The organism is Streptomyces pactum, from assembly GCF_002005225.1.
Taxonomy (GTDB): Bacteria; Actinomycetota; Actinomycetes; order Streptomycetales; family Streptomycetaceae; genus Streptomyces; species Streptomyces pactum_A.
The window spans coordinates 7,238,489-7,265,030 of sequence record NZ_CP019724.1 but is presented as its reverse complement, the minus strand read 5'-3'; the positions used below and the strand labels follow the sequence as shown (position 1 = coordinate 7,265,030).

The window sequence follows — 26,542 nt, the reverse complement described above, 5'->3', positions numbered from 1 at the left end:
GCCGGTGCCGCGATTCGGGAGTGCGAACGGATCTCGATAGGCTGAGGTCCACACCACGTGGCCGTCAGGCTTCAGGCGCGGCGCGTACGCAAGGAGGATCGAGAACTGATGGCAGGCAACTCGGACCCGCTCACGCCCCGGGCCAAGATCGCCGTGACCGCGGGCAAGGCGGTCGCGGCGGCATCTCGTGCCGCGGGGCGCGGCAGCGGTTCGGTGATCGGCGGCAAGGTCGCGCTGCGACTCGATCCCGACCTCCTCGCCAGGCTCGCCCAGCATCTGGACGTGACCCTCGTCTCGGCGACCAACGGCAAGACCACCACCACCCGGCTCATCGCCGAGGCGCTCAAGGCGGCCGGGCCGGTCGTGTCCAACGCCCTCGGCGCCAACATGCCGGCCGGCATCACCTCGGCGCTCGCCGCCGGCGCGGAGTCCCGGTACGGCGTCCTCGAGGTCGACGAGAAGTACCTCGTCGGCGTCGCCCAGGCCACCGAGCCGAAGTGCATCGCGCTGCTCAACCTCTCCCGTGACCAGTTGGACCGCGCCGCCGAGACCCGGATGCTCGCCGAGAACTGGCGCGAGGGCCTGACCGGTTCGAAGGCCGTGATCGTCGCCAACGCCGACGACCCGCTGGTGGTGTGGGCCGCGTCCTCCTCCCCCAACGTGATCTGGGTCGCCGCCGGGCAGATGTGGAAGGACGACGCCTGGTCCTGCCCGTCCTGCGGCGGTGTGATGCAGCGCCCCGGTGACGACTGGTTCTGCGGTGAGTGCGGTTTCCGCCGTCCCACGCCGAGCTGGGCCCTGTCCGGCGACCACGTCCTCGACCCGCACGGCTCCGCCTGGCCCATCCACCTCCAGTTGCCGGGGCGCGCCAACAAGGCCAACGCCGCCTCCTCGGCCGCCGTCGCCGCCGTCTTCGGGGTGCCGCCGCAGGTCGCCCTGGAGCGCATGTACCAGGTGCAGGCGGTCGCCGGGCGCTACGACGTCGTACAGTTCCAGGGGCGTGACCTGCGTCTGCTGCTCGCCAAGAACCCGGCGGGCTGGCTGGAGACCTTCTCCCTGATCGACCCGCCGCCGGCCCCGGTGATCCTCTCGGTGAACGCGCGCGGCGCCGACGGCACCGACACGTCCTGGCTGTGGGACGTGGACTACACCCGGCTGACCGGCCACCCGATCTGCGTGGTGGGCGACCGGAAGCTGGACCTCGCGGTGCGCCTGGAGGTCGCGAACCAGCAGTTCCAGGTGTGCGAGGACCTCGACCAGGCGGTGCAGCTCTGCCCGCCGGGACGTGTCGAGGTCATCGCGAACTACACCGCCTTCCAGGACCTGCGCCGCCGCGTCGGCAACTGACCGCGAGACTTCAGGGGACTTTCGTGAGCGACAACCAACTGCGGATCGTCTGGATCTACCCGGACCTCCTCAGCACCTACGGCGACCAGGGCAACGCGTTGGTCGTGGAGCGCCGGGCCCGGCAGCGCGGCCTCGACGTGGCCCGGCTCGACGTGCGCAGCGACCAGCCGATCCCGACCTCCGGCGACATCTACCTGATCGGCGGCGGCGAGGACCGCCCGCAGCGGCTCGCCGCCGAGCGGCTGCGCCGTGACGGGGGCCTGTACCGGGCGGTGGAGAACGGCGCGATCGTCTTCTCCGTCTGCGCCGGTTACCAGATCCTGGGCCAGGAGTTCATCAACGACCTGGGCCAGCGCGAGCCGGGCCTCGGCCTGCTGGACGTGGTCTCCACCCGCGGCGAGGGCGCCCGGTGCGTCGGCGACGTCCTCGGCGACATCGACCCGCGCCTGGGCCTGCCGCCGCTGACCGGCTTCGAGAACCACCAGGGCGTCACCCACATCGGCCCCGGCGCCCGCCCGCTCGCCCAGGTCCGCTTCGGCAACGGCAACGGCACGGGCGACGGCACCGAGGGCGCGTACAACGACACGGTCTTCGGCACGTACATGCACGGTCCGGTGCTGGCCCGCAACCCGCAGATCGCGGACCTGCTGCTGAAGCTGGCCCTCGACGTCAACGCGCTGCCGCCGACCGACGACCGCTGGTACGAGGCGCTGCGCACCGAGCGCATCGCCGCCGCCCAGCAGCCCGCCTAGACACAGCCGCGCGGCGGCCTGCCCGGCCTCCGCGGACGGGCCCGTCTGATGACTCGTCCGCACAGGTGAGCGGGCACGTCCAGTAGGCGGACGCACGGTTCGGTCCCGCCCCCCGATGCCGCTAGGGTGGCGGGGATCGAGCCGGACAGCGCGGTCCGGACCCGTGCCACGTTGAGAAGGTATTTCGGGCTATGCGCATTGGTGTCCTCACGTCCGGCGGCGACTGCCCCGGCCTGAACGCCGTCATCCGGTCCGTCGTGCACCGCGCCGTCGTCGACCACGGCGACGAGGTCATCGGCTTCCGGGACGGCTGGAAGGGCCTCCTGGAGTGCGACTACCTCAAGCTCGACCTGGACGCCGTCGGTGGCATCCTGGCGCGCGGCGGCACCATCCTCGGCTCCTCCCGGGTCCGTCCCGAGCATCTGCGGGACGGCGTCGAGCGCGCCCGGGGACACGTCGAGGAGCTCGGCCTGGACGCGATCATCCCGATCGGCGGCGAGGGCACCCTGAAGGCGGCCCGGCTGCTCTCCGACAACGGCCTGCCGATCGTGGGCGTGCCCAAGACCATCGACAACGACATAGCGGTCACCGACGTCACCTTCGGCTTCGACACGGCCGTGACCGTCGCCACCGAGGCCCTGGACCGGCTGAAGACCACCGCCGAGTCCCACCAGCGGGTGCTGATCGTCGAGGTCATGGGGCGTCACACCGGCTGGATCGCGCTGCACTCGGGCATGGCGGCCGGCGCCCACGCCGTGGTCGTGCCGGAGCGGCCCTTCGACATCGACGAGTTGACCGCGAAGGTCGGCGAGCGGTTCTCGGCGGGCAAGCGGTTCGCCATCGTGGTGGCCGCGGAGGGCGCCAAGCCGAAGGCCGGCACGATGGACTTCGACGAGGGCGGCAAGGACGTCTACGGCCACGAGCGCTTCGCCGGGATCGCCCGCCAGCTCTCGATCGAGCTGGAGGAGCGGCTCGGCAAGGAGGCCCGGCCGGTGATCCTCGGGCACGTCCAGCGCGGTGGGACGCCCACGGCCTACGACCGGGTGCTGGCCACGCGGTTCGGATGGCACGCGGTGGAGGCCGTGCACCGCGGCGAGTTCGGGAGGATGACGGCGCTGCGGGGGACGGACATCGTGACGGTGCCGCTCGCCGACGCGGTCGAGTCCTTGAAGACGGTGCCGGACGCGCGGTACGCGGAGGCGGAGTGCGTTCTCTGAACCCGGCCGGCCGCTGACAGCTCGGCCCAGGGGTTCGCGGCGGGCCCGCGCCGCAGTGCCGCCCCCGGTGACGAATGTCGCCGGGGGCGGTTCTAGTCTTGCTCCGGACAGACGGCGCTCAACCGCGCTCAACCCCCACGAAACAGGAGCCGGCGGATGGATCACAGCGGGCACGGCATGACGATGGATCTGCCGCCGTTCACGCTGGGGCGTGGTCTCGCGTGGTCGGCGGACCCCTTCTTCCTGATCGCCTGTCTTCTCGGCCTGGCGCTGTACGGCTGGGGCGTCGTCCGGCTGACCCGGCGCGGCGACAAGTGGCCGGTGGGCCGGACCGTGTCCTTCGTCGTCGGTGTGCTGAGCATCGGGCTGATGATGTGCACCAGGCTCAACGACTACGGCATGGTCATGTTCAGCGTGCACATGGTGCAGCACATGGTGATCAGCATGGTGTCGCCGATCCTGCTGCTGCTCGGCGCCCCGATCACCCTGGCCCTGCGCGCGCTGCCCACGGCCGGCCGGGGCCGCAAGGGCCCCCGCGAACTGCTGCTGATGCTGCTGCACAGCCGCTACATGCGGATCGTCACGCACCCCGCCTTCACCATCCCGCTCTTCATCGCGAGCCTGTACGCGTTGTACTTCACCCCGCTCTTCGACTTCCTCATGGGCTCCCAGGCCGGGCACATCGCGATGATGGTGCACTTCCTCGCCGTCGGCGTGGTGTTCTTCTGGCCGATCATGGGCGTCGACCCGGGCCCGCACCGGCCGGGTTACCTGATGCGGATGCTGGAACTGTTCGCCGGCATGCCGTTCCACGCGTTCTTCGGCATCGCGCTGATGATGGCGTCCTCCCCCATGGTCGAGACGTTCAGGAACCCGCCCGCCTCGCTCGGCATCGACGCGCTCTCCGACCAGAACGCGGCCGGCGGCATCGCCTGGGCCTTCAGCGAGGTCCCGTCCGTGCTCGTGCTGCTGGCGCTGCTGTTCCAGTGGTACGCCTCCGAGGAGCGGCAGGCCCGGCGCACCGACCGGGCCGCCGACCGCGACGGCGACAAGGAACTGGCGGCATACAACGCCTATCTGGCCTCACTGAACACACGCGGCGGCTGACCGGCGGTTTCGTTCAGTAGCATGTGGCGCGTCGGGGCAACCGCCCGGGGGGAGCGGTATGACACGTCACGTGGGCCGGGTCGTCGCCGGCCGTTATCTGCTGCTGCGCCCGCTCGGCGACGGCGGGTCGGACCGGGTGTGGCTCGCGCACGATCAGCGGCTGGGCGGCGAGGTCGCGCTCAAGGCCGCCGGCACCGGTGCCCGGGACGTGCCACCGCCGCCCGGTCATCCGCACGTGGTGGCCGTTCACGACGTGGTGGAGCACGAAGGCGTGCCGTGGACCGTCATGGAGTACGTGGCGGGCGCCGTCGACCTGAGGGCGCTGGTGGCCCGGCGCGGTCCGCTGGCCCCGGCCGACTGCGCCCGGATCGGGCTCGCCGTGCTCTCCGTGCTCCACGCGCCGGCCGCCGGGCACGAGCCGGGTGTGCCGCACCGGCGTGTCGGGCCGGCCGACATCCTGCTGGCGCCGGACCGCGGCGGCGCGCCGTACGGCAGGATCCTGCTCCTGGACCACGTCGCCGCCGGGCCCGGGGACGGTGACGGTCTCCTCGCGCTGGGCCGCACGCTCCACTACGCCGTCGAGGGCCGCGAGCCCTCCGACCGGGAGGTGCCCGTACGCGCCGGTGCGCTGGGGCCCCTGCTGGCGAGACTGCTCGGCGGAGCCCCGGGGCCGCGTGTCACGGTGGCCGAGGCGGAGGCGGAACTGGCGTGGATCGTCACGCCGCAGACCGATACGTACGCCCGGCCGCGGACCGACCCGGGATCGCGGCCGCCCTGGTCAGCGGCGCCCACACCCGGGTCCCGCCCGGCCGCCCCCGCCGATCGGCAGGCTGCCGCCACCACCGGGCACCGGCGCCGGCGTCCGAGGGCCCTGCGGGCCGCCCTGGCCGGCGGGCTCGGTCTGGTCCTCGCCCTGGGCGGCGTCTGGTACGCCCTCGCCGGCCGGGCGGCCGACGGGACCGGGACGCCGTACGGCGACACCGTGGGACTCGCGGCACCGCTCGAGGACGGGGACTGCGTGCGCGCCCACTGGCCGGGCGGTACGCGGTTCGCGGGGACGCCGCGCCTCACCGCGGACCCGGCCTGCCGGGGCCCGGCGCCCGACGGCCAGGTGATGGCGTTCGTGCCCGCCTCCTCCGCCGAACAGGCCCGCGAGCTGGGACCGGCGCGGTGCGAGGAGCGGACCAGGGAGGCCCGGGCCCGGCTGGCCGGAGTGCGCAGCGTGGCGGTCGTCCCGGCCGACGACGGCTTCGAGACCGCCCGGGGGCGTACGGCGTGCCTGGTGCTGGGGGTGCACGGGCCGGTGTACGGGCCGCTCGGGCGGCACCGCGAACCGGGTTCGGTCTTCGCGGACACCGCGACCATGCAGCGCCGGGACTGCCTGGACGTGCGCTCCGCGCGCGAGGCCCGGCTGGTGCCCTGCGCGGGCCGGTACGACGCCCAGGTGCTCGGGTTCACCCGGCTGCCCTCCGACGTCACGCTCGCCGGGGCGCCCGCGGCGGCGGACCGGGCGTGTGCGCGCGAGGTGCCGCCGCGGGACTACGGATTCGACCCCTCCCTGTACGAGGCCGGTTCCCGGACGGCCGCGGGGGCCTGGAAATCCGGCTCACATCTTGCCGTCTGCACCGTACGGAGGCAGAACGGGGGCACCATGGAGGGGAACGGACCATGAGGAGGGTGTTGCGATGCCCGGTTCCACGGACAGTTCCACGAAGACGATGGGGGCGCTCACCATCGGCGGCCTGGTCGCGGTGACGGCCTACACGGTGGCGCTCGGAAGCAACGGCTGGCTGTGGTTCGGCTGGGTCGTTCTGGGTCTGATCACGCTGGGGCTGGTGACCACGCGCAGCGCCTGAGCCCCACGCCGGGGCGCCCGACGCATCACTCGCGGCCGAGCCGGCCCGCCGAGTGCACGCCCGGCTGGTACTTCGGCAGCCGGACCGTGATCTTCATGCCCGCGCCGACGGCCGTCTCGATGACGAGGCCGTGGTCGTCTCCGTAGACCTGGCGGAGCCGGTCGTCGACGTTGGACAGTCCTATGCCGCCCGACGGGCTGACCTCGCGCGCGAGGATCCGGCGCAGCAGGCCGGGGTCCATGCCGGCGCCGTCGTCCTCGATGACGACCAGGGCCTCGGCGCCCGCGTCCTGCGCGGTGATCTGGATGCGGCACCGGTCCGTCTTGCCCTCCAGGCCGTGCTTGACGGCGTTCTCCACGAGCGGCTGGAGGCAGAGGAAGGGCAGCGCGACCGGCAGCACCTCGGGGGCGACCTGGAGGGTGACGGCGAGGCGGTCGCCGAAGCGGGCCCGCACCAGCGCCAGGTAGTGGTCGATGGCGTGCAGCTCGTCGGCGAGGGTCGTGAAGTCTCCGTGCCGGCGGAACGAGTAGCGGGTGAAGTCGGCGAACTCCAGGAGCAGCTCGCGGGCGCGCTCGGGGTCGGTGCGCACGAAGGACGCGATCACCGCGAGCGAGTTGAAGATGAAGTGCGGGGAGATCTGGGCGCGCAGGGCCTTGATCTCGGCCTCGATGAGCCGGGTGCGGGACTGGTCGAGGTCGGCCAGCTCCAGTTGGACGGAGACCCAGCGGGCGACCTCGCCGGCGGCGCGGACCAGGACGGCGGATTCGCGGGGCGCGCAGGCGACGAGGGCGCCGTGCACCCGGTCGTCGACGGTGAGCGGGGCGACGACCGCCCAGCGCACCGCGCAGTCGGGGGTGTCGCAGGTGAGCGGGAAGGCCTCGCCGCGGCCGGTCTCCAGGGGGCCGGCGAGGCGTTCCATGATCTCCGCGCGGTGGTGGGCGCCCACGCCGTCCCAGACCAGGACCTCCTCGAGGTCGGTCAGGCACAGCGCGTCCGTGCCGAGCAGCGAGCGCAGCTTGCGGGCCGACTTGCCGGCGGTCTCCTCGGTCAGGCCCGCCCGCAGCGGGGGTGTGGCCAGGGAGGCGGTGTGCAGGGTCTGGAAGGTGGCGTGCTCGACGGGCGTGCCGAGCCCGCCGAGGTTCTGCGGGCGGGCCGTGCGCCGCCCCAGCCAGAAGCCCGCGGCCAGCAGCGGGAGCACGGCGACGACCAGGCCCGCCAGGAAACCGCCCATGGAGCCGCTCACCCGGTCGCCTCCTCGCGCAGGTCCCGCGCGGCACGCAGTTCGTCCCTGCGCAGGTCCTCCGTGCGCAGTTCGTCCGCGCGGAGCTCTTCCGGCAGGTGGAAGCGGGCCAGGATCGCCGCCGTCCCGGCCGGTACCCGTCCCGGGGTGGCCAGGGAGACCAGCACCATGGTGAGGAAGGCCAGCGGCACCGACCAGAGCGCGGGCCAGGCCAGCAGCGCGTGCAGCGCACCGCCGCCGCCCGGGAAGCCGCCCATGGTGGCGGCGACGGCGAGCAGGGCGGAGCCGCCGCCCACCAGCATCCCGGCCGCCGCGCCGGGCGGGGTCAGCCGCCGCCACCAGATGCCGAGGACGAGCAGCGGGCAGAAGGAGGAGGCGGACACGGCGAAGGCGAGCCCGACGGCGTCGGCGACCGGCAGCCCGCCGACCAGCGCGCTCGCCGCCAGCGGCACGGCCATGGCGAGGACGGTGCCGAGCCGGAAGTGCGGTACGCCCCGGGACGGCAGCACGTCCTGGGTGAGGACGCCCGCGACGGCCATGGTCAGCCCCGACGCGGTGGACAGGAACGCGGCGAAGGCACCGCCCGCGACCAGCGCCCCGAGCAGGTCGCCGCCCACTCCCCCGATCACCCGGTCGGGCAGCAGCAGGACCGCGGCGTCGGCGTCGCCGGTGAGGGTCAGCTCGGGGGCGTAGAGGCGGCCGAGGGCACCGTAGACGGGCGGCAGCAGGTAGAAGGCGCCGATCAGGCCGAGCACGGCGACGGTGGTGCGGCGGGCGGCGACGCCGTGCGGGCTGGTGTAGAAGCGGACCACGACGTGCGGCAGGCCCATGGTGCCCAGGAAGGTGGCGAGTATCAGTCCGTACGTGGCGTACAGCGGGCGTTCGGTGCGGCTCTCGGCCCGGGAGGGCGACAGGGCGTCGTCGGCGCCGCGTCCGGCGGCCGGGACCGGGGTGTCCTCGGCGAAGGTGAGACGGGTGCCGTCCTCGATGCGGTGGGTCCCGGCGGGCAGGCTGAGCCGGGTGCCGTCGTGGGCTCGGCCGTCCACGGTGCCGTCGACCGTGACGGTCAGCGGCCGGTCGAGCTTGAGGGTGAGGCCGTCGTCGACCCGGACGGAGCGCTGCTCGCGGAAGGTGGCGGGTTCCTCGAAGGGGCGGCCGGGGGCGCCGTCGCCCTGCCAGGCGAGGACCAGGAAGAGGGCGGGGACGAGCAGGGCGGTGAGCTTCAGCCAGTACTGGAAGGCCTGGACGAAGGTGATGCTGCGCATGCCGCCGGCGGCGACGATGGCGGTGACGACGACGGCGACGATCACCCCGCCCAGCCAGTCGGGGGCCCCGCTCAGCACGGTCAGGGTCAGTCCGGCGCCCTGGAGCTGGGGCAGCAGGTACAGCCAGCCGACGCCCACGACGAAGGCCCCCGCGAGCCGCCGTACCGCCTGTGAGGCGAGCCGGGCCTCGGCGAAGTCGGGCAGCGTGTAGGCGCCGGAGCGGCGCAGCGGGGCGGCGACGAAGAGCAGCAGGACCAGGTAGCCGGCGGTGTAGCCGACCGGGTACCAGAGCATGTCGGGGCCCTGGACCAGGACCAGGCCCGCGATGCCGAGGAAGGACGCGGCGGAGAGGTACTCGCCGCTGATGGCGGCGGCGTTGAGGCGGGGGCCGACGGTGCGGGAGGCGACGTAGAAGTCGGAGGTGGTGCGGGAGATGCGCAGGCCGAAGGCGCCGACGAGGACGGTGGCGACGACGACGAGGGCGACGGCGGGTATGGCGTAGCTGGAGTTCATGGTGTCTTCACGGCCTCGTCCGGCAAGGTCATCGGTCCTCGACGAGGCGCACGAAGTCGCGTTCGTTGCGCTCGGCCCGGCGCACGTACCAGCGGGCGAGGAGGACCAGCGGGGCGTACAGGCCGAAGCCCAGGACGGCCCACTCCAGGCGGCGGGCGCCGGGCATCGCCGCGAAGAGCAGCGGGAGCGGCCCCACGAGGAGTCCGAGGACGGCGAAGACGGTGAGGCCGGCGCGGAGCTGGCTGCGCATGAGGGAGCGGACGTAGGTGTGGCCGAGGGTGGTCTGCTCGTCGATCTCGGTGCGCGGGCGGTAGTAGCCGGAGGCCCGGCCGGTGCGCCTGGGCGGACCGGTGACGGTGACGCGGCGTTCGGTGGGGTCCTGGGGCATGACTCACGGCCTCCGCATGAGCAGGTCCCGCAGTTCGCGGGCGTGTCGCCGGCTGACCTGGAGTTCCTCGCCGCCGACCAGGACGCTGACGGTGCCCGCGTCCAGGCGCAGTTCGCCGATGTGGCGCAGGGCGACGAGGTGGCGGCGGTGGATACGGACGAAGCCGCGGGCGCGCCAGCGCTCCTCCAGGGTGGACAGGGGGATGCGGACGAGGTGGCTGCCCCGGTCGGTGTGCAGGCGGGCGTAGTCGCCCTGGGCCTCGACGTGGGTGATGTCCTCGACGGGGACGAAGCGGGTGACGCCGCCGAGCTCCACGGCGATGTGGTCGGGGTCGGGTTCGTGCACGGGTATGCGCGGGGCGGCGGTCGTGGTGCCCCGGCGCTCGACGGCGCGGCGCACCGCCTCGGCGAGCCGTTCCCTGCGGACGGGTTTGAGGACGTAGTCGACGGCCTTGAGGTCGAAGGCCTGGACGGCGAAGTCCTCGTGCGCGGTGACGAAGACGACCAGCGGCGGCCGGGCGAACCCGGTCAGCAGCCGGGCGAGGTCGAGTCCGTCGAGGCCGGGCATCTGGATGTCGAGGAAGACGACGTCGATGGCGTCCGGCCCGTCGGGGCCCGACTCCAGGGCGCGGTTGATGCGGCGCAGCGCCTCGGTCGCGTCGCCCGCGCCCTCCGCCGTGCCGATGCGGGGATCGGCGTTCAGCAGGTACACGAGTTCCTCGAGCGTGGGGCGTTCGTCGTCGACAGCCAGGGCGCGCAGCATGAAGGTGGAGTGTAGGAGTAATCCGTGCGCCTGCACACGTGCCCGGCGTGGACGTACCCGCTGGATACAGTGCCCGCATGAACAGCAGGCCCACGCCGTTCGACGAACTCGACCGGAAGATCGTCACCGCCCTGATGGCGAACGCCAGGACGTCCTTCGCCGAGATCGGCGCGGAGGTCGGGCTGTCCTCGACGGCGGTCAAGCGCCGGGTGGACCGGCTGCGCGAGACCGGTGTGATCACCGGGTTCACGGCGACGGTGCGGCCCTCCGCGCTGGGCTGGCGCACCGAGGCGTACGTGGAGGTGTACTGCGAGGGGGCGGCCCCGCCGAGGCGGCTGGCGGAGGTCGCGCGCGGCTATCCGGAGATCACGGCGGCGATGACGGTGACCGGTGGGGCGGACGCGCTGCTGCACGTGCGGGCGCGGGACGTGGAGCACTTCGAGGAGGTGCTGGAGCGGATCCGGGCCGAGCCGTTCATCCGGAAGACGATCAGCGTGATGGTGCTGTCCCACCTGATCCGGGACGCTCCGGAGGCCGGCGCGAGCCATCCGGCGCCCGAAGGCACGCCACCGGGAGCGGCCGAGGGCGCAGCAGACGTGCGCTGACCTGGCCGAGAACGCAGCGATCCTGCGCGAACACGCAGCCCTTGTCGCTTGTCGTCTGTCTCCTTCGCTTTCTACCGTGGTGTCATCCCTCAGTCACAGTCCGTCAGGAAGCGGAGGAACCCCTCTGTGCCCGAATCCCGTGTGCCGCGCCGGCGGCGCTTCCTGGTCTGCGAACCCAGACACTTCGCCGTGCAGTACGCGATCAACCCCTGGATGAGCCGCGACCGGCCGGTCGACGTCATCCGCGCCCTGGACCAGTGGCAGGCACTGGTCGGCACCTACCGGGCCCACGGCCACACCGTCGACACCATCGGAGCCGTTGCGGGTCTGCCCGACATGGTCTTCGCCGCGAACTGCGCGGTCGTCGTCGAGGGCCGGGTGTTCGGCTCCCACTTCCACGCGCCCGAGCGCCGTCCCGAGTCCGTGCCCTACGAGGCGTGGTTCAAGACGGAGGGCTTCGAGGTCCACCACCCCGGGGCGGTCTGCGAGGGCGAGGGCGACCTGGTCCCGGCCGGCCGCTGGATCCTGGCCGGCACGGGGTTCCGTACGACCCGTGAGGCGCACCGCGAGGTGCAGGAGTTCTTCGGCGTGCCGGTGATCTCGCTGACCCTCGTGGACCCGTACTTCTACCATCTGGACACGGCCCTGTTCGTGCTCGACGACGGGGACGACGGGTCCGCCGGGAACATCGCCTACTACCCCGGGGCCTTCTCGCCCGGCAGCCGTGAGGTGCTGGAGCGGCTCTACCCGGACGCGGTGACCGCCACCCGCGAGGACGCCATGGCGTTCGGGCTGAACTCCGTCTCCGACGGCCGGCACGTGTTCATCTCGCCCGGGGCCGGGGGACTCGCCGACCGGCTCGCCGGCCTCGGCTACGTCCCCGTCCCCGTCGACCTGTCCGAGTTCCACAAGGCCGGTGGCGGCATCAAGTGCTGCACCCAGGAGATCCGGGAGATCCGCTCATGACCGCACCCGCCCGCACCCGAGGCTCCGAGGAGCTCATCCGCGCGGAGGAGCCCGTCCTCGCGCACAACTACCACCCGCTGCCCGTGGTCGTGGCCCGTGCGCAGGGCGCGTGGGTCGAGGACGTGGAGGGCCGCCGCTACCTGGACATGCTGGCCGGGTACTCCGCGCTCAACTTCGGCCACCGTCACCCGGCGCTGATCGAGGCCGCCCACCGGCAGCTCGACCGGCTCACGCTGACCTCGCGGGCCTTCCACAACGACCGGCTCGCGTCCTTCGCGGAGCGGCTGGCCGCCCTGACGGACACCGACATGGTGCTGCCGATGAACACCGGCGCCGAGGCGGTGGAGAGCGGCATCAAGGTGGCCCGCAAGTGGGCGTACGACGTGAAGGGCGTCCCGGCCGACCGGGCGACGATCGTGGTCGCGGCGGACAACTTCCACGGCCGTACGACGACGATCGTGAGCTTCTCCACGGACGAGACGGCACGCTCCGGCTTCGGCCCCTTCACCCCCGGCTTCCGGGTCGTCCCGTACAACGACCTGGCGGCCATGGAGGCGGCGGTCGACGAGACGACGGCGGCCGTGCTGATCGAGCCGATCCAGGGCGAGGCGGGGGTCAACATCCCGGACGACGGCTATCTGGCGGGTGTGCGGGAGCTGACCCGCCGGGCCGGATGCCTGTTCATCGCGGACGAGATCCAGTCGGGCCTCGGCCGCACGGGACGCACCCTCGCCGTCGAGCACGAGTCGGTGGTGCCGGACGTGGTGCTGCTCGGCAAGGCGCTGGGCGGCGGCATCGTCCCGGTGTCGGCGGTGGTCGGCAGCCGGGAGGTGCTCGGTGTACTGCACCCGGGCGAGCACGGGTCGACGTTCGGCGGCAACCCGCTGGCGGCGGCGGTCGGCACGGCGGTGGTGGAGCTGCTGGAGACGGGTGAGTTCCAGCGCCGGGCGGACGAGCTGGGCACGGTGCTGCGCGAGGGCCTCACCGCCCTGGTCGGCAGGGGCGTCGTCGGTTTCCGCGCGCGCGGGCTGTGGGCGGGTGTCGACGTCGACCCGGCGCTCGGCACCGGACGCGAGATCAGCGAACGGCTGATGCGCGAGGGCGTCCTCGTCAAGGACACGCACGGCTCCACGATCCGCCTGGCGCCGCCGCTGACCGTCAGCGGTGCCGAGCTGGAAGGGGCGCTCGGGACGCTGGAGAAGGTCCTGACGTCCTGACCCCGTCCCGAGGTGCCGTCACGGAGCGGCTCGGCCCCGGTCGAGCCGCTCCACGTGTGTCACGTTGTCCCGGTCCTCGGCGTCCTGGCCGGGCCGGCCCGCGAACCAGGCGTCGAGAATCTCCCGCAGCAGCGGCTCCGACGTCAGCCGCAGACTGAGCGCGAGCACGTTGGCGTCATTCCAGCGGCGGGCCCCGTCCGCGGTGTACGCGTCGGCGCACAGGGCCGCCCGTACGCCCGGCACCTTGTTCGCGGCGATCGACGCCCCCGTGCCGGTCCAGCAGCACACCACCGCCTGGTCGGCCGTGCCGTCGGCGACCTCACGCGCCGCCCGCTCCGAGCACACCGCCCACCGGGGGTCCGCCCCGGGCCGCAGCGCGCCGTGCGTCAGTACCTCGTGGCCGCGTCCGCGCAGCTCCTCGACGAGGAGGCGGGCGACGGGTTCGTCCATGTCGGAGGAGACGGAGATCCGCATGTACGAAGCGTACTCACCGCGCCCGAGGCCGTGTGTTCACCTCGTCGGCTCAACCACATGACCGAAGTCACGACCATACCCAGGATGATCGGGGGAACGGTACGACCTGAGAAACGTACGACCGAGCAGCACTCCGCCAGGAGCGTCTGCCCGTGGAAAGGGAGGCCGCCACGTCCCCCAACGAGAACGGCCAGGAACCCGACGCCGCGGCGATCCGCCGCCACCCGGCCCTGTTCCGGGCCATCCGGCGCCGGCAGAACCCCCGGCTGCGCCGGTCGGACATCACCGTCACGGACGAGGCCGCGGTCAAGAGAGCCGTGAAGGCGGCGTCGCTCGGCAATGCCATGGAGTGGTTCGACTTCGGCATCTACGCCTACCTGGCCGGCACCATCGGCCGGGTGTTCTTCCCGTCCGGGAGCGACACCGCGCAGTTGCTCTCCTCGTTCGCCACGTTCGCCGTGGCGTTCCTGGTGCGCCCGCTCGGCGGCATGGTCTTCGGCCCGATGGGTGACAAGGTCGGCCGCAAGAAGGTCCTCGCCCTGACGATGATCCTCATGGCGATCGGCACCGCCGCCATCGGGCTCATCCCCAGCTACGACTCCATCGGCTTCTGGGCCCCGGTCCTGCTGATCATGTTCCGTCTGCTCCAGGGCTTCTCGACCGGCGGCGAGTACGGCGGTGCGTCCACCTTCATCGCCGAGTACGCGCCCGACAAGCGGCGCGGCTTCTTCGGCAGCTTCCTGGAGCTGGGAACGCTGGCCGGGTACACCGGCGCCGCCGGTCTGGTCACCGCCCTCACGGCCTGGCTCGGCAGCGACACCATGGACGCCTGGGGCTGGCGCATCCCGTTCCTCGTCGCGGCGCCGCTCGGCATCGTCGGTATCTACCTGCGGCTGAAGCTGGACGACACCCCCGCGTTCCTGAAGCTGGAGGAGTCCAACGTCCACATCTCGGAGGCGGCGACGGCGGTGGAGACCACCGCCCGGGGCGACCTGGCCAAGATCTTCCGCACGCACTGGCGCTCGCTGGTGCTGTGCATCGCGCTCGTCGGCGCGTACAACATCACCGACTACATGCTGCTGTCGTACATGCCCACGTATCTGTCGGACGAACTGGACTACAGCGAGAGTCACGGCCTGATGATCCTGGTGGCCACCATGGTGCTGCTGATGCTGATCATCAACCAGGTCGGCCGCCTCTCCGACCGCTTCGGCCGCAAGCCCCTCCTCATGACCGGCATGGTCGGCTTCTTCGTCCTGTCCGCCCCGGCGTTCGTGCTGGTGCAGGACGGCAGTCTGCTCGCCGTCTCGGCCGGCATGCTGATGCTCGGGCTCTCCCTGGTGTGTCTGCTCGGCACGATGTCGGCGGCGCTCCCGGCGATGTTCCCCACCAACGTCCGGTACGGCTCCCTCTCGGTCGGCTACAACCTGTCGGCCTCGCTGTTCGGCGGTACCACGCCGCTGGTCATCACCGCTCTGATCAGCGTGACCGGCTCCGACATGATGCCGGCGTACTACGCGATGGCCGCGGCCCTGGTCGGTGTCGTGGCGGTGGCCTGCATGAAGGAGACGGCCCAGCAGCCGCTCGAAGGCTCCCCGCCCTCGGTGCAGACCGACGAGGAGGCGGCGGAGATGGTCGAGGCACAGGCTCCGGCTCCGAAGTTCTGAGCGCGCGCCGACGAGGCGGTGGGGTGGGCCCGCACCCCACCGCCTCGTCGGCGTCCCGGACATGTGCCGGATCCACCGCCGCGGGGCGGGCACGTTCGCACGGGCGGTGCGGTCCGAAGAGTGGCCGAACCGGTCCCGGCCGGACCGGCAGGGGCCGGGCTACGATCGATCACCGGACGCGGACGTCCCACACGGAGCCGTGCCTTGCCTACCGGGAGAGCGGGAGACACACCGTGTTCTACTACGTGCTCAAGTACGTGCTGCTGGGCCCGCTGCTGCGAGTCGTCTTCCGCCCCCGCATCGAGGGCCTGGACCACGTGCCGGCCTCGGGCGCGGCCATCGTCGCGGGCAACCACCTCTCCTTCGCGGACCACTTCCTGATGCCGGCGGTGCTCAGGCGCCGGATCACCTTCCTCGCCAAGGCCGAGTACTTCACCGGCCCGGGCCTCAAGGGCCGGCTGACCGCGTTCTTCTTCCGCAGCGCCGGGCAGATCCCCGTCGACCGCTCCGGCAAGGAGGCGGGACAGGCCGCGATCCGCGAGGGGCTCGGTGTACTGGGCAAGGACGAGCTGCTCGGCATCTATCCGGAGGGCACGCGGTCGCACGACGGCAGGCTGTACAAGGGCAAGGTCGGCGTCGCCGTGATGGCGCTCAGGGCCGGGGTGCCGGTGGTGCCCTGCGCGATGATCGGCACCTTCGAGGCGCAGCCGCCGGGCCGTAAGATCCCGAAGCTGCACCCGGTGGTGATCCGTTTCGGCGAGCCCCTGGACTTCTCCCGGTACGCCGGCCTGGAACGGGAGAAGGCCGTGCTGCGCGCCGTCACCGACGAGATCATGTACGCCGTCCTGACGCTGTCCGGCCAGGAGTACGTGGACCGGTACGCCGCCGACGTGAAGGCGGAGGAGGCCGCGAAGGCGGCGAAGGGACCGAGGTTCCCCCGGCTGCCGCACCGCTAGGAGCCCGCCGCCCGCCGACGGCAGCCCGCCGCGGACAGCCCGCCGCCCGCCGCCGCAGCCCGTTGTCTGCCGCCGCAGCCCGTTGTCTGCCGTCGGCAGAAGAGCGTGGCCGGGGGCCGGGCGGGCGCCTACGGTCGCCGTATGACACGTGCTGTGGTGGTCGGAGCGACGGGACAGATCGGGCGGGTGGCCGTGGGGGCGCTGGCCCGGGACGGCTGGGAGGTGACGGCCGTCTCGCGGGGCGGCGAGCGGGACGGGGACTGGCCCGGGGACGTCCGGGTGGCGCGGGCCGACCGGGAGGACGAAGCGGCCCTGTCGGCCGCGGTCGGTGACGGCTGCGACGTCCTGGTGGACATGGTGGCCTTCGGGGAGGACCACGCGCGGCAGTTGGTCTCGCTCGCCGGGCGGGTCGGCTCGGCCGTGGTGATCTCCAGCGTGTCGGTCTACGAGGACGGCAGGGGCCGCAACTTCGACACCCAGGCCGAGCCCGACGGCTTCCCCGAGTACCCGGTGCCGGTCACCGAGGAGCAGCGCACGGTCCGCCCGGGCGACACCTCGTACAGCACCCGCAAGGCCGCGCTGGAGCGGGAACTCCTCGCGGCGGGCGACCGGTTGCCCGTCACGCTGCTGCGCGCGGGCGCGGTCCACGGTCCGTACTGCCGGACCCCGCGCGAGCTGTACTTCGTCAAGCGCAACCTCGACGGCAGGCGTCGGCGCGTCCTCGCCTACGGCGGTGCGAGCCGCTTCCATCCCGCGAGCGTGCACAACATCGCCGAACTGATCCGGCTGGCCGCGCCCCGGCCGGGGACGCGCGTGCTGAACGCGGTCGATCCGGACGCGCCGACGGTGGCGGAGATCGGAGCGGCGATCGACGCGGTGATGGGCGTGGACGCCGAGGACGTGCTGGTGGACGGTCCGCCGCCCGCGGATGCCGTGGGCGACACACCGTGGTCCGTGCCCGCGCCGGTGGTGTGCGACATGACGGCGGCCGAGCGGCAGTTGGGCTACCGCCCGGTGGCCCGGTACGCCGAGACCCTGCCGGACACGGTCGCCTTCCTCAAGGAGCGGCTGGCCGGCCGGGACTGGCGGGAGGCGTACCCGAAGATGTTCAAGGCGTACGGGGACCTCTTCGACTACGCGGCGGAGGACACCTGGCTGGCGGGGCGCCGGGGTTGAGGACGCCGAAGGGGGCGGCCGGTCGGACCGGCCGCCCCCTCCTCGTACGCGGTGCCGTTACGGCTTGGGAGTGGCGTGCGGGGCGCAGGTCACGTCCCTGGGGTCCACCTCGCCGGTGAGCAGGTAGGCGTCCACCCGGTCGTTGACGCACGGGTTGACGAGACCGGTGACGCCGTGCGAACCGGCGTCCCGCTCGGTGATCAGACGCGACCCCTTGAACCGCTGGTGCAGTTCGAGCGCGCCCTCGTACGGGGTGGCCGCGTCCCGTTCGGACTGGACGATCAGCACCGGCGGAAGACCCTTGCCGCTCTGCACGTCCACCGGGGTCCGCTGCTTGACCGGCCAGGTGGCGCACGGCAGGTTCATCCAGGCGTTGGCCCAGGTCATGAACGGGTGGTCGCGGTGCAGCCGGGTGTTGTCCCGGTCCCAGGTGTTCCAGTCTGCGGGCCACTTGGCGTCGGCACACTCGACGGCGGTGTAGACGGCGTTGCCGTTCTCCGCCGAGGCGTTGCCCGCGGTGTCGGACGGGTCGGGGGCGGCGGCGTCGACGAGGGCCTGGGTGTCACCGGCGACGTACTTGCTGAAGATCGTCGCGACCGGCACCCACGCGGAGTCGTAGTAAGGGGCGCTCTGGAAGAAGGAGATCAGCTCGGCCGGGCCGACCACCCCGCCGAGCGGCTCCTTCTTCGCGGTGGCGCGCAGTTCGAGCCACCGCTCCTGGACCTCGGCGCGGGTGTCGCCGAGGTGGAAGGTGGCGTCGTTCTCGGCGACCCAGTCCTGCCAGTCCTTCCAGCGCTTCTCGAAGGCGACGTCCTGGTCCAGGTTGGCCTGGTACCAGATCTTGTCGCGGGACGGGTTGACGACGCTGTCGACGACCATCCGGCGCACGTGGTCGGGGAAGAGGGTGCCGTAGACGGCGCCGAGGTAGGTGCCGTAGGAGACGCCGAGGTAGTTGAGCTTCTTCTCGCCGAGCGCGGCGCGGATGACGTCGAGGTCGCGTGCGGTGTTCGGCGTGGTCATGTGCGGGAGCATCTCGCCGCTGCGCTCGTAGCAGCCCTCGGCGTACTCGCGGGCGAGCTTGCGCTGGGCGAGCTTGTCGGCCTCGGAGTCGGGTACCGGGTCCATCTTGGGCGCCTTGACGAACTCCTGCGGGTCGACGCAGGAGATGGGCGCGGACTTGCCGACGCCGCGGGGGTCGAAGCCGACGAAGTCGTAGGCCTCGGCAGCGTCGGCCCAGACCGCGCTCTTGCCGGTGACGCGGGCCGGGAAGCGCAGTCCGGAGCCACCCGGGCCGCCGGGGTTGTAGATGAGCGCGCCCTGGCGTTCGGCCTTCGTGCCGGTGTTGCCGATGCGGTCGACGGCTATCTCGATCTGCTTCCCGAAGGGCTTGGCGTAGTCGAGCGGCACCGTGACGTAGCCGCACTGGATCGGCTTCGGCAGGTTCCAGTCGGCGGGGCAGTCCTGCCAGTCGACGCCGGCCCGTGCGGCGCGGGCCGCGGCGATGGTGGTGCCGCGGGCCTCGCGGTCCCAGCCCTTCGCGTGTCCCTGTCCCTGTGCCTGGCCGGCGGACGGAGCGGCGCTCGCGGCGGGCGCCGTGACGGCACCGGCCATCAGCGTGGCGGTGACCAGCGCTCCGGCCGAGCCGAACGCCGCCGTCCGCCGCCCCAGTCTGATCTTCCTCAAGTGGCCCTCCCCGTACATGATTGCGACACGTACGGGGATCCTCGCGGCTGTGCGTTCCCTGCGAACAGAGGCGGTACTACTTCTTTGCCAATCCGATAAACGGAGACGTACGTTCGGTCGCCGGGAACTCGGCCCAGCGCGCCGGCCGCCTCGTCCAGCAGCCGCCTGAGCCGCAGGGCGTCCGGCGCGACGGCCGTCACCAGCGCGGCGGGCCCGGCGAGCGGCATGTCCGCCACGCCCTCGGCGATGGTCCGGTCCGTCGGCGGGTCCGTCGCGGACTCCGGGCGTACGACGACGAGTTGGCCGACGGCACGGTGCCCGGCCAGGCCGGCGGGGGCCGTCCCAGCCGCCCGGGGCGCCGGGCCCGCGGGCCAGTTCCCGGTCGAGTACGCACCGGCCCGCGATCCGTACCGTCAGACGGCTGGTGAGCCGCCCCGGTTCCTCGCCGGACCGGCCGAGTATTTGCTCCTCCCACAGCAGGAACCGGGCCCCGGCGGTGAGTTCGACGCGTGTGGTGGCGCACAGGTCGCTTCCGTGCGCGGAGACCAACCGCTCGGGCGGCCAGCACAGTTCGGCGTCGTCTTCGACGGTCAGCTCGACGTCGTAGCGTGCCCCGGCCTTGTCCTGCCCCGGCAGGGCGAGGGTGGCGGCGGCCGAGCCGACCCGCGGCCGGGCACCCCGGGCCGCCTCGGCGGACACCGTGAAGTGGTCACCGCCGAGCGGCCCGCTCATCGCGCCGACCAGCATGACCGCGCGGCGACGGTCGCGGTCTTGCCCGACCCGACGGGCCCGGCGAGCCCGATGCGCAGGGCACGACGGCACCCGTCGGGCCGGTGGGCGTCGGCGGAGACTGCGGGGGGCGGCGTGATGATCACCAAGATGCGTGCTGCGGCTCCCTTGAATCCGGGGCCGGCCGATCCAGCCCGTCCTGGTTCCTGCCCGGGGGAGTTCAAGGCCGGACAAGCGGAGAGCAGGCGGAGTTCGCCGGCACGGAGAGCGGGTGAACCGGCTACTGATGCTCGCCGGCGCGGCCCCGGAAGCGCAGGGCGGTGGCCGCTGTCATGCGGCTGCCCGCCGGGAAGGCGCTCACTGTCCGCGGTGGTGCGGATGCCTTCCTCGACGCGATCGGCAAACTGGGTCTCGGGCGGCATCAGCGCGTCTGTCGCTTCCGCGTGCGCGGACGTGCCGTTGCGCGCGCTTCATTCAGCTCGTCCAGCGAGGCGCTGGACTTGGTCGACGGATATGTCGGTGGTCCACTCCCAGCCGGGCTTGGCCGTTGGGCCGACTCGCGGGTCGCTGGGGACACGGCCCGCACGCACGGCAAGGACGTACGCCCGATCCTGCTCGATCCGTGCGCGTATCTCATCTGCTCCGCAGACTGATCCGTGGCCGGGGACCATGACAGCGACATCGCCTGCGACATCCTCGAGCAGGCGCAGTCCGGTGAGGTACTCCCCGAGAGGGTCGTTGGTGTCGTTCAACTCGTCGAGGTTCGGGACGAGGACGTCGGAAAGCATGTCGCCGGCGACGAGGACCCCGCGCTCTGCGATCAGCAGCGCCGCATGGCCCGGCGCATGCGCCGGGTGCTCGATGATCTGGACGCGGGGGCCGTTCCAGGGAATCCGCGCCGCTCCGGCCGGCAAAGGGGTGATGAGACCGTACAGGTCCAACGGTGTCTCCTCGGCGATTTCCGGCGGCAACCCCGCGGCCACGTGCGCCTTCCAGTCCGGGGCCGCCCGCACCTCTCGCATACGCGCTGCGCAGCGGGCGGTGCCGTACCGGGGCGCGTCGCCGTACTCGGGGTGCCAGAGCACGTGATCCCAGTCAGGATGCGTCGCGAAGCCCGCCACCACGCTCTGGCCCAGCTCGCGAAGGTCGTCCGCGAGGCAGGTCATTTCGGCTTCGGTGAGCCCGGGGTCGATGAGCAGCACCCCGGTCGGGCCTTGCACCACGACGGCGTTGTTCTCGAGCAACTCGCTCCGGTGGGTCAGCACACCCTCCGCGACCTGTCTCAGCATTGCACTCCTTCTGTGGGTGGTCGGGCTGGTGCGAAAGCACCCGCCACACACATAGACCGAACAGCCGACCGAGATTCATCGCCGTAGCCCGCATTGAGCAGCCCGTACAGGGTGTCCCACAGCCGGGCGGTTCGCCGCATCCCGCACCGAGGCGACCAGCCGGGCCAGGGTCGTCACCCCCGGCAGCGGCACCGCCGCTCGCGCAGCCAACCCACCGACGCGTCGAACAACGCCTTCGGGCCCTCCTGGTCATCCATGCCCGCGCGTCCACTCAGCCGCGCAGCTCGGCCTCCGCCCAGGGCTGGGGCGGGAGTACTTCCGCCACGTCACCCTTTCTCGACCGACTCGTTACCGGTGCCGTCGGCGGCCTCTCGCATGCTCAACAACCCCCGCAAGCCCGCCCGCAGCGCCTCCGGGGAGAAGGTGCCGAACAGCGCGTACTGGACCCCGAAGCCCTGCACCACGGCCATCAGCGTCCGGGCCACGGCGTCCGGGGCGACGTCGTCGCGCATCATGCCGGTTTCCTGATAGCGGCTCACTACCTTCGTCCAGGCCGCCGTCACCTTGGCGAAGCCTTCGTCCAGGAGGGCGGACAGTGCGTCGTTGCGCAGCGTCTCGGTCCAGGCCTGGATCATGAGCCGCGGGAACAGCCACTCACCGCCGTCCGTCACCGCCGGCCGCTCGCGCATCATGTGCGCCAGGGTGCGGGCGATGAGCTCGTCGGGCATGGGCGGCGGGCTCTCCCGAGCGGCACGTTCGTACACGTCGCGGATGGCGCCCAGCACCTCGGTGGCGATGGCCTCGATCAGCTCCTCCTTGCCGCTGAAGTAGCGGTAGACGGCCCCGGCCGAGAGGTCGACCTCCTTCAGCACGTCCTGCATCGACGTGGCGTGGAAGCCGTTACGGGCGAAGCAGAGCGCGGCGCCGTCGAGGATCTGCCGGCGGCGGGCGTCGAGGTGAGCCTGGGATACGCGTGCCATGGACCTAACTTAAAACGAACGTTCCTTCTTGACAAGGACGCCGACACGGTCGCACGGTGGTGACACAGCCAAAACGAACGATCCTTCTTTTTAGAGGAGCCGCCATGGACAGCCGACGCCTGATCGCCGTGATCGTCCTGGTCCCCGTGCTGGTGGCGCTGGCGCTGTGGGCCTTCGCCTGGCCGGCCGCCCGTACGGCGCCCCGCGATCTGCCACTCGGCGTGGCGGGGCCGACCACCGCGGTCGGGCAGGTGGAGCGGCGGCTCACCCAGCGCGAGGGTGCCTTCGAGATCCACCGCTACGCCGACGAGGCCGAGGCCCGGCACGCCATCGAGGACCGGGCCGTGTACGGCGCGGTGGTCGCCGCCGACGGTGGCCCCAAGCTGCTCACGGCGTCCGCGGCGAGCCCCGCCGTCGCCCAACTGCTGCGGCAGGCGGTAGCCGGGCAGGCGTCCGCGACGGGGACCCCGGTCCAGGTCCTCGACGTGGTGCCCGCTCCCCGGGCGGATCCGCGCGGAGCGGCACTGAGCTCGAGCGTGCTGCCCCTGGCGCTGGCCGGGATCGCGACGGGCGCGCTCACTTCCCTGCTGGGGCTGCGCGGCGTCGGCACGGTCGTCGCGCTGGTCGGCGCCGCCGCGCTGACCGGCCTGGTCGCGGCATCGGTCGCGCACAGTTGGCTCGGCGTGGTCACCGGTGACTGGTGGGCCGTGGCCGGCGTGTTCGGGCTGTCGGCCCTGGCCGTGGGCGCGGGCATCGCCGGGCTGGCCGCACTGCTCGGCCGCGCGGGTCTCGCGTTGGGCGGTGCGGTGATGATGTTGCTGGGCAACCCGTTCTCCGCGGCGTCCTCGGCGCCGGAGATGCTGCCGCAGCCTGCCGGGGCGATCGGCCAGTGGCTGCCGCCGGGCGCGGGCGGCTCACTGCTGCGCTCGGTGTCCTTCTTCGACGGCGCCGCGGCCGCCGGCCCCGCGCTCACGCTCACCTGGTGGGCGGTGCTGGGCCTGGGCGCGGTCCTGCTCGGCGGCACGCTGCGACAGCGCACGCGCGGCGGCTCACCGACGTCCGGCCGGGGGGTCCCGTCCACGGCGCCCGGCGCGAGGTGATCCGCCGATGCTGCCACCGGAACTGCCGCCCCTGCCCGCCCTGACCCGCGCCGAAGCCGAGGTGATCGACCGGTACCTGGACGTCGTCGACCTGCTCGGACGCATCAACCCCGCGCGGGACGGCGGCACCTACCGCGGGCTGCGGGCCGCCCAGGCGCTGGTCGGCAAGGCGACCGCCCTGCGCGACGCACTGGCGCTGATGCACGGGCGGGGCGAGACGGACCTGCACGCCGCCACGCTGGCCCGGGCGCCGCGCGTGCTGGACGGTGAACGGCGGACGGCACGCGTCGGTCTTCCGCCGCCTTCCGACGGTTGAGGCACCCGGAGTCGAAACGAACCAAATGGCGTACCCCCTTCCGGCGTAGGAACACCTCCGGTTTCCGACCGGCCGGGCTTGCGCGACCCGCGGGCCCGGACGGCGGAACGAGCCACTGCGCCGCTGGTCCCGGTGTCGGCCACGCGCTCACCGATGGCTCGAACACAGCGGCGTCCACCCGAACGGGTGAGTGGTGAGTAACAACACAAAGGGCACGTTCCGTTGGGATTTTCCCCTGGGTCGGGACAAGATCCGTGACTGACGACAAGCCCCCGCCGCAGCGGCGGGGCGGTCCGGGCGGACGCCGAGTCCTGCCGCCGCCCGGACGACCGGTCGACAGGAGTGGATCGGCAGGAGTGGAGGACCCGAGCACGACGGGTCGCCGGAACGGTCATCTCCGCGGGAGAGGCGCCGGGCCGAGCAGCCCTTGGGGTGAAGCCGCACTCGTGCGGCCGGGCAACTTCGCCAGCCCGAATCCGACAGGTCATCCTTCACAGGCGGCTGACGAAGGGTTGCGCATGTCCGCGCTCAATCGTGTCCCGTCGCTGATGGTCCGTGCCGGTACGGCCTCGGCCCTCACCCTCGCCGCCGTGGGCGGATCGGTCGTGGTCCCCGGTGTCGCCTCCGAGGCGGCCGCCGCGAGCCACGCGACCAAGGCCCTCAAGATCGCGGCCTCCAAGAAGGGTTCACCCTACAAATGGGGCGCCGTCGGACCACGCAGGTTCGACTGCTCCGGCCTGACCCTGTACTCGTTCAAGAAGGCCGGCAAGAAGCTGCCGCGCACCGCGGCCCAGCAGTACAACAAGACCCGTCACATCTCCGCCAAGAACCGCAAGGCCGGGGACCTGGTGTTCTTCCACTCGGGCCGCAGCGTCTACCACGTCGGCATCTACGCCGGGAAGGGCAGGATCTGGCACGCCCCGAAGACCGGGGACGTGGTGCGTCTGCAGAAGATCTGGACCGGCAGCGTCTGGTACGGCCGGGTCAAGTAGCCCGCCCGAGGGCCGTGACGGCGTCCTGACCCGCCGTCACCCCCTCGGGTGCGCGGTATCCGCCGGGGGCACGCCTGCCGTCGGCGGCGCCTCACCGCTGGGTCTCCTGACTTCCCGCGGCCCGTCCGACGGCCGTGGCCGCCGGCTCGGCGGGCACCGGATCGCCCGGCGCCGCCCAGGGCAGTTCGATGGAGATGGTCTTGCCGCCCTCGCGGGTGGGCCGCACTCTCAGCTTGCCGCCGCATTCCGCCGTCAGCCAGCGGATGATCACCATGCCCCGGCCGTTGTCCTGCTGGACGGCGGCGGGCAGGCGTTTGGGAAACCGCGGATGGCTGTCGGTCACGCCGATGCGCAGCCGCTCGTCACGGTCGAGCACGAGGTCCACGGTGAAGGTGGGTGACTGTCCGAACGTGTGCTGGACCGCGTTGGTCGTCAGCTCGGAGACGATGAGCCGGACGGTGTCGGACACCTCGGTGTCCGGCGGCAGGCCCCACTCCGCCAGTGTGCCGACCACATAGGTACGCGCGGCGGCCACCGAGGCGGGATCGCTCGGCAGAGTGACGGATGCTTCCAGATGGTCTGCCATGGCCACGTCGTCCCTTTCCCACGGGACCGCAGCCGGACACGGAGCGGATGGTTCGAGTACGGTCCCGGACTGGTGCTTCGCCGCCAGAGTGCCATCACAAGGCTCGTGAAGGGCGGCGATCCACCAAGATATGCATATATCTGTCGCTCGAAGCGGTGAACTCTGCGACGGCAGAGCGTATTTGGGCGGCCCATAGGGAGTAAGGGAGTGGCCCATGCAGCACGGTCCCGTGGTGCGCCGCCGGAAGCTGGGCGCGGAACTGCGCGCCCTGCGCACGTCGGCGGGGATCACCAGCGGCGAGGCGGCCCGGCTGGTGGGCTGGCACCAGTCGAAGGTCAGCCGGATCGAGACCGGGACGAGCGGGGCGAAACCGGCCGACGTGCGGATACTGCTGGACGCCTACGGCGTGGACGACGACCAGTTGCGCGAGCTGCTGGTGATGCTGGCGGGCTCCGACGACGCGGGGGGCCGCAACCACTGGTGGCACGCCTACCGCGGGGTACTGCCGCCGACCTACCGGGATTTCATCAGCCTGGAGTCCCAGGCGAGCGCGATGCGCACGCTGGAGACCACGGTGGTCCCGGGGCTGCTGCAGACGCCGGAGTACGCCCGCGCGGTGACGCGCGCCGCGGCGGACGGGCTGCCGGAGGAGCGGCTGGACACGCTGGTCGAGGTCCGGCTGGCCCGGCAGGACGTGCTGCGGGCGCAGCCGCCGCTTCGACTGAGCGCGGTCCTGGACGAGGCGGTGCTGCGCCGGGAGGTGGGCGGTCCCGGCGTCATGGCCCGCCAGCTCGCGCGACTGGTCGAGGCCGCCCGTCTCCCCCATGTCCGGCTCCAGGTGTTGCCGTTCGCCGCCGGGGCGCACATCGGTGTCACCGGCCCTTTCGTAATCTTCTCCTTTTCGAGCACTTCTGATCTGGACGTGGTTGTTCTCGACCACTTGACGAGTAGCCTGCATCTCGAACGGAAAGAAGACCTAGAGGCCTACACCGAGGCCTTCAACGCCCTTCTGATCCATGCCCTTTCGCCCGAGGACTCGTTGGACTTCATCGCCGCGACAGCGGCAGGCGCGTAAGGAGGCACCATGCCAGGCTCCATGTCCCCACTTTCCCGGAACATCCCTGCCAGTACCGATCTGCCCGGCGTGCGGTGGCTGCGCAGCAGCTACAGCACCGGAGCGAACAACTGTGTGGAGACGGCCCGGCCGTCGGCCGGCCCCCGCGCCGGACTGCTCGCCGTGCGCGACTCCAAGAACCCGGCGGGACCCGCGCTGCTCTTCTCCCCCGAGAGCTGGGCGTCGTTCACGGCCGGGATCGACCGCCGCTGACCCGGTACATCGCCTGGCGGCACACGGCCGTG

The 26,542-nt window shown here is 72.3% G+C and carries 26 protein-coding genes, 2 pseudogenes and 1 riboswitch; of the genes and pseudogenes, 17 read left to right on the top strand and 11 right to left on the bottom strand.

What is annotated here, in order from left to right:
• Positions 1-108 precede the first annotated feature (108 nt).
• The 6 genes from B1H29_RS31450 (at position 109) to B1H29_RS37725 (ending at position 6,279) form a co-directional block, all read left to right on the top strand.
• Positions 109-1,347 (top strand): Mur ligase family protein, encoded by a 1,239-nt coding sequence (locus B1H29_RS31450; RefSeq protein WP_055420717.1) that lies wholly within the window; start codon positions 109-111, stop codon positions 1,345-1,347.
• A 23-nt stretch (positions 1,348-1,370) separates the two neighbouring features.
• Positions 1,371-2,099, top strand: coding sequence for a type 1 glutamine amidotransferase (locus tag B1H29_RS31445; protein ID WP_055420718.1), 729 nt, complete (start codon positions 1,371-1,373; stop codon positions 2,097-2,099).
• Between the two features lie 191 nt (positions 2,100-2,290).
• Positions 2,291-3,316 (top strand): 6-phosphofructokinase, encoded by a 1,026-nt coding sequence (locus B1H29_RS31440; protein ID WP_055420719.1) that lies wholly within the window; start codon positions 2,291-2,293, stop codon positions 3,314-3,316.
• Positions 3,317-3,472: 156 nt separating this feature from the next.
• The gene (locus B1H29_RS31435) at positions 3,473-4,423 is read left to right on the top strand and encodes a cytochrome c oxidase assembly protein (protein ID WP_055420720.1); all 951 of its coding nucleotides are present in this window, start codon (positions 3,473-3,475) and stop codon (positions 4,421-4,423) included.
• Positions 4,424-4,481: 58 nt separating this feature from the next.
• Positions 4,482-6,095, top strand: coding sequence for a septum formation family protein (locus tag B1H29_RS31430; protein WP_234393137.1), 1,614 nt, complete (start codon positions 4,482-4,484; stop codon positions 6,093-6,095).
• Positions 6,096-6,108: 13 nt separating this feature from the next.
• Positions 6,109-6,279, top strand: coding sequence for a hypothetical protein (locus tag B1H29_RS37725; protein ID WP_107095351.1), 171 nt, complete (start codon positions 6,109-6,111; stop codon positions 6,277-6,279).
• Positions 6,280-6,304: 25 nt separating this feature from the next.
• Here B1H29_RS37725 and B1H29_RS31425 read toward each other — a convergent pair whose 3' ends face one another.
• The 4 genes from B1H29_RS31425 to B1H29_RS31410 are packed head-to-tail and all read right to left on the bottom strand — an operon-like array spanning position 6,305 to position 10,447.
• Positions 6,305-7,510 (bottom strand): sensor histidine kinase, encoded by a 1,206-nt coding sequence (locus B1H29_RS31425; protein WP_055420937.1) that lies wholly within the window; start codon positions 7,508-7,510, stop codon positions 6,305-6,307.
• Positions 7,511-7,518: 8 nt separating this feature from the next.
• Entirely contained in the window at positions 7,519-9,297 is a 1,779-nt protein-coding gene (locus tag B1H29_RS31420) for a cation acetate symporter (RefSeq protein WP_055420721.1), read from the bottom strand.
• 28 nt (positions 9,298-9,325) lie between these two features.
• Positions 9,326-9,685 (bottom strand): hypothetical protein, encoded by a 360-nt coding sequence (locus B1H29_RS31415; protein WP_055420722.1) that lies wholly within the window; start codon positions 9,683-9,685, stop codon positions 9,326-9,328.
• Positions 9,686-9,688: 3 nt separating this feature from the next.
• Positions 9,689-10,447, bottom strand: a complete 759-nt coding sequence (locus B1H29_RS31410; protein ID WP_055420723.1) for a LytR/AlgR family response regulator transcription factor — start codon at positions 10,445-10,447, stop codon at positions 9,689-9,691.
• 77 nt (positions 10,448-10,524) lie between these two features.
• Between B1H29_RS31410 and B1H29_RS31405 the strand changes: the two genes are divergently transcribed.
• The 3 genes from B1H29_RS31405 to rocD all read left to right on the top strand — a co-directional run bounded on the left by B1H29_RS31405 (position 10,525) and on the right by rocD (position 13,235).
• Complete coding sequence (locus B1H29_RS31405; protein ID WP_055420724.1) at positions 10,525-11,052, top strand: Lrp/AsnC family transcriptional regulator; 528 nt, start codon at positions 10,525-10,527, stop codon at positions 11,050-11,052.
• A gap of 126 nt (positions 11,053-11,178) precedes the next feature.
• A complete protein-coding gene (gene ddaH, locus B1H29_RS31400; RefSeq protein ID WP_055420725.1) occupies positions 11,179-12,018 on the top strand; it encodes a dimethylargininase in 840 nt (279 codons plus the stop codon).
• A complete protein-coding gene (rocD, locus tag B1H29_RS31395; RefSeq protein WP_055420726.1) occupies positions 12,015-13,235 on the top strand; it encodes an ornithine--oxo-acid transaminase in 1,221 nt (406 codons plus the stop codon). The genes ddaH and rocD overlap by 4 nt, the downstream gene beginning before the upstream one ends.
• Before the next feature lie 18 nt (positions 13,236-13,253).
• On the opposite strand, the gene B1H29_RS31390 is transcribed toward rocD, so the two are convergent.
• Positions 13,254-13,709: an RpiB/LacA/LacB family sugar-phosphate isomerase gene (locus B1H29_RS31390; protein ID WP_055420727.1), complete on the bottom strand. Its 456-nt coding sequence runs from the start codon at positions 13,707-13,709 to the stop codon at positions 13,254-13,256.
• A gap of 152 nt (positions 13,710-13,861) precedes the next feature.
• Here B1H29_RS31390 and proP point away from each other — a divergent pair, with 152 nt between their 5' ends.
• The 3 genes from proP (at position 13,862) to B1H29_RS31375 (ending at position 17,508) form a co-directional block, all read left to right on the top strand.
• On the top strand, positions 13,862-15,376 hold the full coding sequence (gene proP, locus B1H29_RS31385) for a glycine betaine/L-proline transporter ProP (protein WP_055420728.1): 1,515 nt from the start codon (positions 13,862-13,864) through the stop codon (positions 15,374-15,376).
• A 233-nt stretch (positions 15,377-15,609) separates the two neighbouring features.
• The gene (locus tag B1H29_RS31380; protein WP_055420729.1) at positions 15,610-16,332 is read left to right on the top strand and encodes a lysophospholipid acyltransferase family protein; all 723 of its coding nucleotides are present in this window, start codon (positions 15,610-15,612) and stop codon (positions 16,330-16,332) included.
• A gap of 141 nt (positions 16,333-16,473) precedes the next feature.
• Positions 16,474-17,508: an NAD-dependent epimerase/dehydratase family protein gene (locus B1H29_RS31375; RefSeq protein WP_199832411.1), complete on the top strand. Its 1,035-nt coding sequence runs from the start codon at positions 16,474-16,476 to the stop codon at positions 17,506-17,508.
• 57 nt (positions 17,509-17,565) lie between these two features.
• On the opposite strand, the gene B1H29_RS31370 is transcribed toward B1H29_RS31375, so the two are convergent.
• The 5 genes and pseudogenes from B1H29_RS31370 to B1H29_RS31355 all read right to left on the bottom strand — a co-directional run bounded on the left by B1H29_RS31370 (position 17,566) and on the right by B1H29_RS31355 (position 22,189).
• Positions 17,566-19,209: an alpha/beta hydrolase gene (locus tag B1H29_RS31370; protein ID WP_409350928.1), complete on the bottom strand. Its 1,644-nt coding sequence runs from the start codon at positions 19,207-19,209 to the stop codon at positions 17,566-17,568.
• Positions 19,210-19,325: 116 nt separating this feature from the next.
• Positions 19,326-19,986, bottom strand: a pseudogene (locus B1H29_RS31365) (urease accessory protein UreD); the annotation flags it as partial.
• A 404-nt stretch (positions 19,987-20,390) separates the two neighbouring features.
• On the bottom strand, positions 20,391-21,209 hold the full coding sequence (locus B1H29_RS31360) for an MBL fold metallo-hydrolase (RefSeq protein ID WP_055420731.1): 819 nt from the start codon (positions 21,207-21,209) through the stop codon (positions 20,391-20,393).
• An 86-nt stretch (positions 21,210-21,295) separates the two neighbouring features.
• Positions 21,296-21,504, bottom strand: a pseudogene (locus tag B1H29_RS40070) (DUF4158 domain-containing protein); the annotation flags it as partial.
• Between the two features lie 31 nt (positions 21,505-21,535).
• On the bottom strand, positions 21,536-22,189 hold the full coding sequence (locus B1H29_RS31355; RefSeq protein WP_055420732.1) for a TetR/AcrR family transcriptional regulator: 654 nt from the start codon (positions 22,187-22,189) through the stop codon (positions 21,536-21,538).
• Between the two features lie 104 nt (positions 22,190-22,293).
• On the opposite strand from B1H29_RS31355, the gene B1H29_RS31350 reads away from it, so the two are divergent.
• The 3 genes from B1H29_RS31350 to B1H29_RS31340 all read left to right on the top strand — a co-directional run bounded on the left by B1H29_RS31350 (position 22,294) and on the right by B1H29_RS31340 (position 24,597).
• Positions 22,294-23,289 (top strand): ABC transporter permease, encoded by a 996-nt coding sequence (locus B1H29_RS31350; protein ID WP_055420733.1) that lies wholly within the window; start codon positions 22,294-22,296, stop codon positions 23,287-23,289.
• A gap of 7 nt (positions 23,290-23,296) precedes the next feature.
• A complete protein-coding gene (locus B1H29_RS31345) occupies positions 23,297-23,605 on the top strand; it encodes a hypothetical protein (protein ID WP_055420734.1) in 309 nt (102 codons plus the stop codon).
• Between the two features lie 370 nt (positions 23,606-23,975).
• A riboswitch (cyclic di-AMP (ydaO/yuaA leader) is annotated at positions 23,976-24,120 on the top strand.
• 3 nt (positions 24,121-24,123) lie between these two features.
• A complete protein-coding gene (locus B1H29_RS31340) occupies positions 24,124-24,597 on the top strand; it encodes a C40 family peptidase (RefSeq protein ID WP_055420735.1) in 474 nt (157 codons plus the stop codon).
• Positions 24,598-24,688: 91 nt separating this feature from the next.
• On the opposite strand, the gene B1H29_RS31335 is transcribed toward B1H29_RS31340, so the two are convergent.
• On the bottom strand, positions 24,689-25,183 hold the full coding sequence (locus tag B1H29_RS31335) for an ATP-binding protein (RefSeq protein ID WP_055420736.1): 495 nt from the start codon (positions 25,181-25,183) through the stop codon (positions 24,689-24,691).
• Positions 25,184-25,397: 214 nt separating this feature from the next.
• Here B1H29_RS31335 and B1H29_RS31330 point away from each other — a divergent pair, with 214 nt between their 5' ends.
• Together B1H29_RS31330 and B1H29_RS31325 are read left to right on the top strand one after the other, a co-directional pair.
• Complete coding sequence (locus B1H29_RS31330) at positions 25,398-26,258, top strand: helix-turn-helix domain-containing protein (RefSeq protein ID WP_055420737.1); 861 nt, start codon at positions 25,398-25,400, stop codon at positions 26,256-26,258.
• A 21-nt stretch (positions 26,259-26,279) separates the two neighbouring features.
• Positions 26,280-26,510 carry a DUF397 domain-containing protein gene (locus tag B1H29_RS31325; RefSeq protein WP_055420738.1) on the top strand — a complete coding sequence of 77 codons (231 nt, stop codon included), beginning with the start codon at positions 26,280-26,282 and terminating at the stop codon, positions 26,508-26,510.
• The last annotated feature ends 32 nt before the right edge of the window (positions 26,511-26,542 follow it).